Source organism: Shewanella phaeophyticola (genome assembly GCF_025398315.1).
Taxonomy (GTDB): Bacteria; Pseudomonadota; Gammaproteobacteria; order Enterobacterales; family Shewanellaceae; genus Shewanella; species Shewanella phaeophyticola.
Genome location: NZ_JAODOQ010000001.1, coordinates 3,763,659 through 3,776,424, shown reverse-complemented (window position 1 = coordinate 3,776,424; position 12,766 = coordinate 3,763,659). Strand labels below are relative to the sequence as shown.

The 12,766-nt window shown below is 43.0% G+C and carries 8 protein-coding genes and 4 pseudogenes; 3 read left to right on the top strand and 9 right to left on the bottom strand.

Features of this window, described 5'->3' with window-relative positions; genetic code table 11:
- Window positions 1-60: 60 nt before the first annotated feature.
- Window positions 61-852: a substrate-binding periplasmic protein gene (locus N4T56_RS17535; RefSeq protein ID WP_261734134.1), complete on the bottom strand. Its 792-nt coding sequence runs from the start codon at window positions 850-852 to the stop codon at window positions 61-63.
- A gap of 195 nt (window positions 853-1,047) precedes the next feature.
- Here N4T56_RS17535 and N4T56_RS17530 point away from each other — a divergent pair.
- A pseudogene (locus tag N4T56_RS17530) lies at window positions 1,048-2,053 on the top strand (NAD(P)H-quinone oxidoreductase).
- Window positions 2,054-2,424: 371 nt separating this feature from the next.
- Window positions 2,425-2,862, top strand: a complete 438-nt coding sequence (locus tag N4T56_RS17525; RefSeq protein ID WP_261734133.1) for a hypothetical protein — start codon at window positions 2,425-2,427, stop codon at window positions 2,860-2,862.
- A 135-nt stretch (window positions 2,863-2,997) separates the two neighbouring features.
- Here the strand turns inward: N4T56_RS17525 and N4T56_RS17520 are convergent, their stop codons facing one another.
- The 6 genes and pseudogenes from N4T56_RS17520 to cutA form a co-directional block, all read right to left on the bottom strand.
- On the bottom strand, window positions 2,998-3,411 hold the full coding sequence (locus N4T56_RS17520; protein WP_261734132.1) for a DUF2391 family protein: 414 nt from the start codon (window positions 3,409-3,411) through the stop codon (window positions 2,998-3,000).
- Window positions 3,401-4,441 carry an aldose epimerase family protein gene (locus N4T56_RS17515; RefSeq protein ID WP_261734131.1) on the bottom strand — a complete coding sequence of 347 codons (1,041 nt, stop codon included), beginning with the start codon at window positions 4,439-4,441 and terminating at the stop codon, window positions 3,401-3,403. Before N4T56_RS17515 ends, N4T56_RS17520 begins: the two co-directional genes overlap by 11 nt.
- A 24-nt stretch (window positions 4,442-4,465) precedes the next feature.
- Entirely contained in the window at window positions 4,466-5,608 is a 1,143-nt protein-coding gene (gene galK / locus N4T56_RS17510) for a galactokinase (RefSeq protein WP_261734130.1), read from the bottom strand.
- 186 nt (window positions 5,609-5,794) lie between these two features.
- Window positions 5,795-7,465, bottom strand: coding sequence for a cation:proton antiporter family protein (locus tag N4T56_RS17505; protein WP_261734129.1), 1,671 nt, complete (start codon window positions 7,463-7,465; stop codon window positions 5,795-5,797).
- 136 nt (window positions 7,466-7,601) lie between these two features.
- Window positions 7,602-9,460 (bottom strand): annotated as a pseudogene (locus tag N4T56_RS17500) (protein-disulfide reductase DsbD).
- Window positions 9,457-9,783, bottom strand: coding sequence for a divalent-cation tolerance protein CutA (cutA, locus tag N4T56_RS17495; protein ID WP_261734128.1), 327 nt, complete (start codon window positions 9,781-9,783; stop codon window positions 9,457-9,459). Before cutA ends, N4T56_RS17500 begins: the two are co-directional and overlap by 4 nt.
- A 245-nt stretch (window positions 9,784-10,028) precedes the next feature.
- On the opposite strand from cutA, the pseudogene N4T56_RS17490 reads away from it, so the two are divergent.
- Window positions 10,029-10,612 (top strand): annotated as a pseudogene (locus N4T56_RS17490) (FxsA family protein).
- Between the two features lie 37 nt (window positions 10,613-10,649).
- Here N4T56_RS17490 and N4T56_RS17485 read toward each other — a convergent pair.
- Together N4T56_RS17485 and N4T56_RS17480 are read right to left on the bottom strand one after the other, a co-directional pair.
- Window positions 10,650-11,015 (bottom strand): hypothetical protein, encoded by a 366-nt coding sequence (locus N4T56_RS17485; RefSeq protein ID WP_261734127.1) that lies wholly within the window; start codon window positions 11,013-11,015, stop codon window positions 10,650-10,652.
- 137 nt (window positions 11,016-11,152) lie between these two features.
- Window positions 11,153-12,616: pseudogene (locus N4T56_RS17480) on the bottom strand (MATE family efflux transporter).
- Between the last annotated feature and the right edge of the window lie 150 nt (window positions 12,617-12,766).

The following is a 12,766-nucleotide window of genomic DNA, read 5'->3' as shown; positions in this document are numbered from 1 at the left end:
TGTTACCAAATCTTGCATATTATCAATGGATATTTGGAGATGAATACAGGAGAAATGACATCAATTAAGCGCAGGAAGGAACTTGTGAAGACGTTTATAGTGTGCCTTGTCATAACCAACTTCAGGTAATAATTTGTATTTGTTCATAATACTTTGATATTCGCCATTGTCTTTAAGCAGTTTAATGCCGTTAGCTAACATAACGGCATTTGCCTGATTTTGCTGACTAAACCCTACATATAAGGGGACTGGTTTGCCTATCGTACCTGCATAACGTAATTGTTGACTTAAGTTTAATTGACTCGCGGTGTACTCAATGACACTTTTATTGTCGATGATCACCGAGTGACGGCCTTTTACAAGACGAATGATATTCATCGCTAAAGGGTCACTTCCTGAGGCAAAATAACTGTTTGGGTGTGCATTTAGCCAAGCATCAAGCTCTATACCATAATCGTAACCTGATACAACAGCAGCCTGCTGGGTGAAATTAAGATCTGATATATGGTTAAACGACTCTTGGCTGTCGACTAAGGTGTAAAAGTCATTACTGTTATAGCCAAAAACGACATCCGCACTCACAAATTTGTTGGCGGCAATCGCGCTTGGGGTTAACGCTAATACGGCGTCAATATTGTTTCTTTGTAGCTCAACTAAAGCACGTTTATATGGAATAGTTATAAACTCAACTTTTTGGTTTTGGATTTCAAAAGCGCGTTGTGTTAATTCTACAATATAGCCTTGATGATTTTCGCAAATATAGGGGCACCAAATATCTGATGCAATCCGGATCGGCGTTGCATGGGCGTGAATACTGGCTAACAACAGCATAAGTGATAGGTATTTTTTCACGTATTTTGCTCCATGGTATAAGCGGTCGGGTATAGTAAAGGTTTAGCTAATATAGGCAAGTGATTTGGGCGTTTAAAGACGTTTATTGTTCGTTTTGTTGAAAACTGTACTGATTTTTCGAATAAAAAATGGGTCAAATAACAGCCTATCTATATCTGCTTACATTCTAATAACATTCAATCGAGACAATATTTTATGGCAACACATAACAGACAATTTACCCATGTGACTGTTGAACAACCCGGCAAATCCAGCGTCATGACCATGACACAGTCAACCCTCGATTTACCGTCGGCAGGCCAGGTGACCATTAAAGTGCATGCAGCGGGGGTTAATGGCCCAGACATTAAGCAGCGTGTCGGCGCTTATCCGCCGCCAGCAGGGGCAAGCCAAATTATTGGCTTAGAAGTTGCCGGTGAAATTGTTGCTGTAGCCGACGACGTGACACAGTGGCAAGCCGGTGACAAGGTGTGTGCGTTAGTACCTGGTGGCGGCTATGCCGAGTTAGTTAACACTTACGCCGCCCACTGTTTACCAATCCCAACAGGTTACAGTTATGTGCAAGCAGCAGGGCTACCTGAAACCTTTTTTACTGTGTGGGGTAACTTGTTTATTCGCGCAGGGCTTAAAGCGGGAGAGAGCGTATTAATTCATGGTGGCTCTGGTGGTATCGGTACCACCGCGATTCAAATGGCCAGCCGTCTTGGAGCTAAAGTTTTTGCGACATCGGGCAGTGCTGAAAAATGCCAATACTGTTTAGAACAAGGTGCCAGTGTGGCGATTAACTATAATGAGGAACAATTTGTTGAACCTATTTTAGCGGCTACCCAGGGCGTTGGCGTTAATGTGATTATGGATATCGCTGGTGGCGATTTTATTAATGAAAATCTCAAAGCCATCGCTATCGACGGACGCATGGTGTCAGTAGCGATGCAGCGTAGCTGCACAAGCGACTATTGATATTTTCCGTATTATGGCAAAACGCGTGGTGTGGACTGGTTCAACACTGCGGCCACAAAGTGTCGCCAATAAAGCACAAATAGCTCAAGGCCTAGCAGAGCATGTATGGCCATTATTAAACAGTGGTGCTATGAGCATTCCAATCGACAGTGTGTTTCCTTTTGCACAGGTAGTACAAGCACACCAGTTAATGGAGTCCGGCAAACATAAAGGCAAAATTGTGTTGGATTTAGACGCTTAGTTAAGATGCTCCAACAACACAGTGATACCGATAATATTTTTTAGATAAAAAACTTGAAGGCTGTTCTATTTAGGCTATTGTCCACATATCAAGGATCATTTATCAAAGTGATTAACTCGATCTATTTAGTTGGTCAATAGCCATACTTTTGATAAGGGTACTGGTCTTGATGTGAAGAAATTTTTCTAAGACTGCTGTTTTTATGCGATTACGCGAAAAATTCATCGTTTTAGGCATTGATTCTCAGAAATATTCTGTTTAAATACCCACGTAAATACAGAACAGATAATCGTGGTGCAGATTGGGTGTTTTATTGCCCAGCACACTGCATCATTTTTAGAATATGTGTTGATTTAAGGGCGTTAGCATATATGTATAACACAGCAAAAAAACTTTGGGTTGGCGAGTTAAGAACATCGAAAGGCAATACTATTGTCTTTTATGACGGCCAATTACCACAAGCGTCTCCAGGGCGCGTCTACATGTTCCACACTGTGCGAAACACCATTGTTGAATTTGTAGAAGACATCGTTAAAGCTAATTTACATGACTTAGATGACGAACAAACAGCAGCCGCAATGGCTGAGTTTGGGGATGCTTGGAAAGCTGCTCGCGCTGAGTTTATGTCAAAGCACCAATCACGGATCGATTTGTCAAAAGTGCCAGATACGGCACCACCTCGCAAAGCCAAACCAGCGGCCGAGCCAGATGAAGTTGCAGATTCAGATGATGATATACCAGATTTTGATGATTCTGATGACGACGATGACGATAATTACGACGAAATGGGTGATAACCTAGACGATTAATTGCGTAAACCAGTTATTGATATCAATAACTGGTTTTGTCGTGGTTTGTCGGGTTATCAAAACGGCATAAAGAATGACGATTCTTTATGCCGTTTGTTTTTATGCTCGTTTTTGTATTAAATGCCGTTAGTTTGATTATTCTTTATCGAAACTGTCCACAATAATTGCACCCATCGACGCAGGCATCGCAATTAAAATAATGCGCTTTAGGGCTAAAATAGGGTCGGTTAGCAACGGCAGCTTATTTAATGCCAATAACACGATCCCTACCACTATTAATGTCAAAAAATACGCGGCAACTACCCGTAAAAAAAATGCCCTTCTGCGTTTTATAATATTGCCTTGAAACACACTCTGATAAGCAAATAGTGTGATAAACGCCAGCGACAAAAACACGACAAGCACTAAGTTTAACGTCGGTAAACTGGCCGACAAGCGCCAGGCTTCTTCAGAAAACGCAATCGGCACCGACAGGGCAAAAGCCCCGACAGCGATTTGTCCGATGTCTTCGGCGTTAAATGTGGGTTTGGGGGGCAAATTATTCAACATCGAACTGATAACGCGTCATATGGTGGTACACCTTGTCTGGTGTTATCCATACCTCGCTTGCACCAGGCAGAGCTGGTTGATTTGGCGAGTCTGGTAGCATTTGCGGTTCAATACACACGGCTTGATGGTTTACGAGTGCTCGCTGCTTTTTGGCGATAGTGCCTTGTAAAAAGTTCGCTCCGTAAACCTGCACGCCAGGTTGATTGGTGTAAACCGTCATATTGCGGCCGCTATTTGGGCTGGCTAAACAGCCAAAGCGTTGTAAATCCGCTCCTGGGTTATCAAGCACATAGCAGTGATCAAATCCGTTAGTGGCTGCTAATGCGGCGCGTTGTGTTTGTACCGACATGAGTGTGGCTGTCGCCATATCAAGGTCACTGTCAGCCGTTGATGCTATTCCTGTGGGGACGCCAACATCATTCATGGTGAGGTAGCGGGTCGCATCCACTTGCAGAGTATGTTCGACATTGGTGTTGCTGCGGTTACCGTCTAAATTAAAGTAGCTGTGTTGAGTTAAGCTTATTGGACAGGCTTTGTCGGTACTGGCGAGTATTTCAATGTACAAATTGTTAGCGGCTAAACGGTAGTCTAACTGTACAGTGCAATTACCCGGAAACCCCATGTCGCCGTCAGGGCTTTTTAGGGTTAACCGCACACCATCACTTAGGGTGCCTAATTGCCATATTTTGCGGTTAAAGCCTTCAGTACCACCATGTAAACAGTTGGTCGCTTGATTTACGCTAAGTGAATAGCGCTGGTCTTGGTATTGCATTGTGCCATTAGCAATGCGATTACTGTAACGCCCAGCCACAGCGCCTAAATGCGCTTGTTGAGTTAAGTAATCTTCTGCGCTATCACACCCTAAAACAATATTTTTACGCTCACCATTGCGATCTGGTGTCCATAATGATCGAATGATGCCGCCTAGACTTAATACTTCAAGTGCGATGATGCCATTATCTATCCTAACCCGCTCAATCTCGCCACCACGAGGATCTTGCCAAGGTTCCAGCACACTAAAACGTACCATTTACGCCTCTCTACATTGTTATTTCTAGCGGATGCGTCCAGCACCGCCACTGGCTGAACATAAATGAATTGTTGCTTCTATGCCTGTTTTAGCAAAGAACTGATTTTCGACTAAATTAATCACATCATCGCTTAAGTCATGGCTCACTAATGCAAGGACACAACCGTCACTCATGCGTACGCCACCTTGCTCACCTATCAAGGTTGAAATCATGGTGACTAGGATGTCTATTTCTGGGCTAATAATGTCAAAGTCATCACGCATAGACGCTTGCGACTGTGCCATTAACTGACTAAAGCGGGCAATATTGTTTTGTTGCAATGCGCGAGCGGCATTACTGGTGCGTTGGTTTTCACTAATGATGTGACGCGCTCGGCGGAACTGTTCATCATCTAATAGCGATTTATTTTGGTTCAGCTGACTTAAAGACAGGTCACGTAATGAATCAAGTCCTAGCAGCTGGGTAATGTGATTAGCTTGTTTTTTACGTTGCTCAAATTGTTGAGTAAACGCATGCCTGTCTTGTTTGGTATCAATAATAATCATGCTTAGGTCTTCGGGCAGCAATACTGGTTCGCTTTCGAGCTCTAAGCAGTCAATTAATAAGGCGTGTTCGGGTTCAGCCATGGCACTGATCATTTGGTCCATCATGCCGCAATCTAAACACATAAATTGGCTTTCACCGCGTTGAGCAAGTTGTGCAATGGCTAACGGTGATAAATGTAATTGGCTGGCGTAGCTAATGGCGGTACCAAAGGCGATTTCTAACGCTGCCGATGACGACAAGCCAGCACCTAATGGTACGTCGCCGACAATGGCTAAATCGAGTCCTTTTGCTTGTAAGCCAGACTGATTCATGGCCGCAGTAACGCATTTTAAATAGTGGCTCCAGTCATCGCCTGCTGCCACAGAGCCTTCTTCACCAAAATGCCATTGCTTAATTTGCCCAGGAAAGGCAGTCGTAACGGCACGAAAGAGATTATCTTCGCGGTGTTTTACTGCAATAACGGTATGGAAATTAATTGCCGCAGGGAGCGCTAAACCTTCGTTATAATCAGTATGCTCACCCATAATATTCACTCGGCCGGGCGCTTGATATAACTCATCAGGCTTGGTGCCGAATGTTTGAACAAATAATTTAGTCGCGCGCTGAGCAGGGTTAGGCATACTTCAAAAAATCCAACTAAAGGGTGACAAGAAAACACAAATTTACGTTGTTGAGTTATAGCATGACTTTGCCTTGTCTGTAACTGAGATTTTTTATCGGAAGCAAAATTGAAAATACTGTGTCGTAAACAAAATGCCTACATTTATAGGTAGGCGTTTTGTTTATAGCGAGCGGATTGGTTAGTTTTATGATGGCTGCTTAACGTGTTGCGTTTCAGTATCACCTTCATCAGTTTCAGCGGTACTAACTGTAGTAAGCTCCGGTACCAATTCAGGTGGTGACTCAAGCAACTCATGGATTACATGGTCAACAAAACCAGCTCCAGCCGCTTCATACAAGTTGTAAACGGTGTGCACGCCAGAGTCTCTTAATGACTCAGCATCTTCAGCAAATTGTACAATCGCACTAATTTTGCCTTCATAATTGAGTTTGTGAAGTTGCTGTACCGCAAACAAATTACCCACGTGATTTGGCATCGCTAATAGCACTAATTCAAGGTTTGGTGCGCGTTCTAGTTTTTCCCAAAAATCGGTATCGCTAGCATCACCTTGGACAACATTTCTGTCATTAGAGCGATGAAAATCCACCAGTTCTTGTTTGTGCTCAATCCCTAAAATTTCACCGGTATATTTAGCGCGTAACTCATCGTACGCACCAGAACCAATGCGACTCATCCCCAAAATTAAAAAGCGAGGATTACCAATTCTAATCTGTCTGTCTTCAGGATGAAGTGGGTGGCGTTCAAGCTTGGTGAGCTTCGATTGGTAGCGTTGATAAATTTTACTGACACTGTTGTTCAGTGGCGCAGCAAATAAAAAGCTAATACTCAATGCCACAGCAATAATGATTAACCACTCAGGTGGTAACCAACCTTTATGCGCCGCAACAGCTGCCACAATGAGGCCAAACTCACTGTAGTTACCTAGGTTAAACGAGGCCAATAATGAGGTTCGCGAGCGCAGTTTAAAGCGAGTTAACAGGTATACAAACATCACTATTTTAACGGGCACTAATGCCACTAAAATGGCCGCTAAACCAATATCAGCGAGGGTAGGTAGCCCATTGAGGCCAATAGTTAAGAAAAACGCGACTAAAAATAATTCTTTAAAGAAGTAAATCGACTTGGCTAACTCTGATGATTTAGCGTGTCCTGCCAGTAAAATACCGATAATCAACGCGCCTAAATCGGGTTTTAAGCCGACAGCCTCAAATAACCATGCCCCCACAACTAATGCCATCACTAAGCCAAAGAGCACCAGCATTTCACCGTGGCCGACTCGGTCAAATAGTTTATAAATTAGCGGGCGAGCCAACGGTAGCAGTAATAACCCAAGAGCCCAAATAGATGGGATATTACCTTTTGAAATGGTTAAAAATATCACCGCAAAGATATCTTGCATAATCAAGATACCAATCGCGACACGGCCATAAAGCGACTGCATATCACCGCTGTCTTCAAGCACTTTTACCGCAAATACCGTGCTCGAAAAGCTCAGGGCAAATGACACTAACATCAGCTGATTAATGCTAAAACCGTCAAGTTGTTCTATGCCCAAAAAGCCCAATAATTTGAGTACTGGGACAAAAAAGATAAGTGAACCCATTAAATGTAAGCTCGATCCAGCCCAGACTTCGGCTTTAAATAAACTTTTAATATCGAGTTTAAGGCCAATAGAAAACAGCAGTAGTGTGACACCTAAATCAGCCAACTGTTGCAAAATGGGTAAGCTAGAGTCTTCAATGCCGAAAGTGAATAGTACGAATCCCGCGATAAGGTAACCAATGAGTGGCGGTAAGCCGACTCGGCTCACCAACATGCCGCACAATAAGGTGATGATAAGAATAGCGGGTTCCATAAAACTCCTTGAAAGAGGGGTATAAAACCATATTGTATAAGAAAAAGTTTAACTTTCGATGACTTTAATAACTACTAATGTAAAAAAAGCACCTTTAGTAACTAAAGGTGCTGATTTAAATAGAAAATATTTAACGTTATTTTAATAACAGGTCTAAATGAGCCGCAAAGTCTTTTGGCCCATAAACCCGGTTACACGTAAGTCTTCACGCTGCTCACCGTCTTGGTTAAACATCAAAAGTGTTGGTAATCCCAGCACCCCATAATGTTCAAGCAGCTCAATATCGATATCGTCGCTAGCGGTAACGTCGGCTTGCAGTAAAACCATCTGATCCAAACGCTTAGCAACTTCTTTATCTTTAAAGGTAATCGCTTCAAACTCTTTACAGGCCACGCACCAGTCGGCGTATAAGTCGAGCATCACGGTTTTGCCGCTAATGCTGGCTTTATCCAGTTCAACGTCTAAGTCGGCAAGTGATTTAATGCGCACAAAATGATTAGCTTCGTTGGTGGTTTTGCCTTCAACGTTTGTTTGGCTCACGTTTGGCGCGTCGTGACCAAAAGCTGTCATCAGCGCCTGAAAACCGTATGAGAAGCTGGCTAATAATGTCAGTAACAACAACACGCCACGAGTGGTTTGTTTCCAGTTAAATTCGCTGAGCTTATTTTGGTGCATTAAGTAACCTGTTAACGCAATGCCCCAAACCGACCACATTAAATCAGACACCAGACCTGGCCAAATACGGCCGACCATTACAATTGATACCGAAATGAGTAAGAAACCAAATACCGTTTTAATCACATCCATCCAGGCACCAGCACGAGGTAGAATTTTACCGCCAGAAGTACCTATGATCAGTAACGGCACACCCATTCCCATGCTTAATACATAAAGCGCTAAAAAGCCTTGAATTAAGTCGCCAGACTGCGCCACATAAATTAATGCGCCAGATAACGGTGCTGTAGTACAAGGTGATGCGACTAACCCAGAGATAACACCCATTAAGAACACGCCAATCAGGTTGCCACCTTTTTGGTTGTTCGACATGTCGTTCATTTTTTCTTGCCATTTTGATGGCAGCTTCAACTCGTACATGCCAAACATAGATAAGCTCAGCAGCACAAACATCACCGCTAAGAAAATCAAAATAGCAGGGTGTTGCAGCGCCGCTTGAAACTTAAGCCCGGCAGAGGCAACAACTAAACCTAATAACGAATAGGTAATGGCCATACCTTGTACGTACGCCATTGATAAAGTGAATGCTTTAGCGGTAGACAGCTTTTGCCCTTGGCCAACAATAATGCCCGACAAAATAGGGTACATAGGGAACACACAAGGGGTTAACGCTAAACCTATCCCTAAACCAAAGAAAATCACTAAGATTCATATCAGGCTGTCGTTTTGCAGCATTTGGCTTAAGTTATCTTGTTGGGTTATCGGCGCTTTTGCTGTATCTGTAGTCGTTATTGATGGCGTTACTTCTGGGGCGCCAATCACTTTTTTAGCCGTAACCACCTTACCGTCGTTAGCTTCAACAGCAGCTAATTTGACCTCATTTTTGGTAGGCGGATAACATAATGTGCCTTCAGCGCAGCCCATAAACGTGACTTGAAATAGTGCATCCGCGTCAGCTTGTTTTAGCCCTACAGGGATCTCTACAAAGGTGTAATAAACTTCCTGGTCGCCAAAGTACTCATCGTGATGGTTTTTACCACGAGGCAAGGCGATATCGCCAATCACGGCGCCGTCGGCAGAAAACTGCAGCTTATCGCGATACAAATAATAACCGTCTGCAATCACAAAGCTGATTTTGAGTTGATTACCTTGTTGCTCATAATCAAACGCAAACGCCTCGTTAACTGGCATGAGCTTGGGCTCACTGCTTAAAAAACTAAACGTGTTACTAGAAGAGTTCGCACTGTGCGCGGAAGGTACCAGTAAAATTGATGACATCAATAACAATGATGTCAGGCATAAAGCGACTATTTTTTTCATGATTGTGAGTTGTCTTCTATCCATTGTAGATAAGAGCCAAAACCACCGATAATCGGAATGGCAATGAATTCAGGTACTTCATAAGGATGCAATTTGAGCACAAGTTGTTCAATGGCATCAAACTGAGCGGCCATGCATTTTATTTGCAAAGGGACTTCTTGTGACTGACAAACCGTATTTTCCAAACGGTAAACCGACTCAACTGTTTGGCCTATTTGTACACAGGCTGCCAGTTGGTTCTCAACGAGCGCATCGGCAATTATTTTTGCCGTGTCTGCATCTGGGCACGTGGTTAACATCACGAGTTGTTTGGGTTTATACATATATAATCTTAAAGTTTACTTAAGTTAAAGGCGTTATACTAAAAGCGTCATCACATTACGCTTATTTAGCTGAATTTTCACTAAACTGAGATGATATTCGTGAGCTGTCTTGAAAACAGACCCGATAACCCCCATTTAAGTTTCATCGACAGAATTTTTAAGGTCGCCACTTTATTACTTATACGTCGCTACGTTATTTATTACACGTCGCAAACTGTAACAAAAAGCGATGATTAGAGGCCAATATGTTTTTTATACTATTGTTAATATTTGTACTTGTCCCGGTTATAGAGCTCAACGTACTGATTGAAGTGGCCAGCTCTATTGGCTCATGGACCACGGTCGGCTTAGTGTTATTTACTGCCGTTGTTGGGGTGTCGTTAGTACGCAGCCAGGGCTTAAGCACGTTAATGACAGTACAACAAAAGCTGGCTCGCGGCGAAGCGCCAGGGCATGAGATTGTTGAAGGTATGATGTTAGCTGCTGCAGGCGTGTTGTTACTTATCCCTGGGTTTGTAACCGACTTTATTGGCTTAATTTTATTAACCCCATTTACCCGCGCACCCATTGCAAAATTTTTGTATAAGCGCATGCAACTGCGTGTGGTAGCCAACGGGGGCTTTAAAGGTGGTTTCGGCTCAGGGCAAAACCCGTTTGGTCAATCAGTGCATTTAGTAACCAAAATCCGTTTGATCAAAACGGCAATACTTTTGATGGTGATTTTGAACGTAAAGACGAACAACCGCGTAGCCACCACATTGAGCAAAACAAAAACGACGATGACATTATTGACGTTGAGCCGCTAGACCCAAAAGACGACAAAAAATAACCCCTCATCACAATAAAAACAGCCGGATAAACATGATTTAGTCGGCTGTTTTTGTTTGTAACAGCTTATCTTGTTTGACTTCAAGCCAAAATGCGCTGACGATACTTAACACCCAATTGGCAATAAAAAACCATGTGAGTTGCGATAACTCTGTCGATTGCGTGTCTAGTGCGGCTTTAGAGACCTCGGCGTAAATAGAACTTAAATCGTTAGCAATATTGCCCGCCAAAATCTGCTCGGCAATCACTTGGGCGCGATTAATGATATGGTTCATTAACAATGCTATGCACACTACACTTACGCTAATAAATCCCCAACCAAGCCACTTTTTACCCAACCAGAGTTGGCCACTTCCAGGGCAAATAATCGCAGACATTAACGCGGCATAAATGGATTTTTTCATTGTGGACTACTGATGCTTTTGGCTTGAAAAGGTAAATGATATTAACTCATCGACCGCACCGAAAGGTAATGTTTGGCATAAGATTAATCGAAAATTAATCTGCTTTGTGAAATCGCTAAAGCTTTATAGGCTGACCATTAATCAATGATGTTATTTACAGAGGGTTTTGCGGCAGCAGTGCGAGAAAGATGGTTATGTTGCTCATTATGGTCATCATAATTTGACGAGTCATGGTGTTTTTCACTGTAGGGAATCGTGTGCTTTATGTCGCTTGGTTCGCTAATCTTTGTGGCCAAGTAATAGCAGGCAATACCCATTAACGTATTAGTTATCGGCATGAGCCAGTAAAACCCCTTTAATACCACCGATATAAGCACCTAGGGCTGCAAATGGCAGCATTAAAAACATTAATCGACAAAGGTTGATGACTAACGAACTCATTGGGCGGTGATAGGCATTTAAGCTGGTGGCAAAAATAATCACAATGCCTAAAGGCCATAAGCTGCTGGCAACACCATGACATAAAAACTCAGCCAATCAATCACTAACGGATCACTGGTAAACAGTTGCGCAATGGCTGTTGCATTAAAATACAGCGGAATAAATAACAGAGTTTGAAACACAAATACAAACTGCAGCGACATCAATAAGGCTTTTTTAGCGCGCTCAGGTTGGTTTGCCCCTAAGTTTTGCGCAATAAACGGCATTAAACTCGACGATAAAGCAATCACCACGATGAGTAACACCGACTCTAAACGCGTGCCCGCGCCAAATGCAGCTACCCCGGACTGATCAATACGCGCCAACATGGCCATAATCACCCCATTAGCAATTGGGTTAATCACATTCATTAATGCTGCTGGGCGTGCAATATGTGCCAGGGCTTTCCAGTGTAAAATTAGCCGGCCAATGTCAAAGCTGGTAAATACAACTAACTTGCGCTTAATGATGATTAAATATCCGGCTAACGACATCGCCACAACCCAAGACAGTGTGGTGGCAATGGCTGCGCCTTGAATTTCTAAACGTGGAAATGGCCCAATACCAAAAATAAGCAACGGGTCGAGTACTAAATTGACCACTGCTGCAATCATCATAATTTTAGCCGGTGTTCGAGTGTCACCTGTTGCACGTAATCCCTGATTGCTCACCATTAATAATACTAGAGCCGGTGCGCCTAGGTACCAGTACCACATATAGTCGTTAATTAATGGCAGGCTGGCTTCGTTCGCGCCAAGTAAACTAAAAATCGGCTCAATAAACACACAGCCAAGAATCGATAAGCCCCAAATAATCAACAATGTCATGCACAACGCATCAAACAAAAATACTTTAGATTCGGGGGCATGGCCGCTACCAATTAAGCGCCCGAGATTAGTCGAAACGCCAACGCCTAAACCAATGCCAATACTCGAAATAACTAAGGTCACCGGAAAGGTAAAACTCACAGCGGCTAAAGGTTCGGTACCCAACTTACTGATAAAAAACACGTCTACTAGACTGCCGCCCAGAATGGTCATAATTCCAATCAGGTTAGGCAAGGTCATATTAAGCAGCACACGACCAATTGGCCTGCTGAGTAACCCGTGTCTGTCTTTCATCTATTCTCAGGTGTTTTAATACGTTTAAAGGAGGCGAATTCTATCAGTATTAGTAAAGTTTTAATAAAACAGACTTAAAAAAAGTGTAGTTTTTTTTTAAATTCCCCTTGGATCTGTGATCAACTACCCCCATATCACATGCATCGAAGG

Bases quoted from the DNA above. Each gene is read 5' to 3' on its own strand.
- N4T56_RS17525 (WP_261734133.1), top strand. From the start codon at position 2,425: ATGTATAACACAGCAAAAAAACTTTGGGTTGGCGAGTTAAGAACATCG.
- N4T56_RS17520 (WP_261734132.1), bottom strand. From the start codon at position 3,411: ATGTTGAATAATTTGCCCCCCAAACCCACATTTAACGCCGAAGACATC.
- N4T56_RS17515 (WP_261734131.1), bottom strand. From the start codon at position 4,441: ATGGTACGTTTTAGTGTGCTGGAACCTTGGCAAGATCCTCGTGGTGGC.
- galK (WP_261734130.1), bottom strand. From the start codon at position 5,608: ATGCCTAACCCTGCTCAGCGCGCGACTAAATTATTTGTTCAAACATTC.
- N4T56_RS17505 (WP_261734129.1), bottom strand. From the start codon at position 7,465: ATGGAACCCGCTATTCTTATCATCACCTTATTGTGCGGCATGTTGGTG.
- cutA (WP_261734128.1), bottom strand. From the start codon at position 9,783: ATGTATAAACCCAAACAACTCGTGATGTTAACCACGTGCCCAGATGCA.
- N4T56_RS17485 (WP_261734127.1), bottom strand. From the start codon at position 11,015: ATGAAAAAATCCATTTATGCCGCGTTAATGTCTGCGATTATTTGCCCT.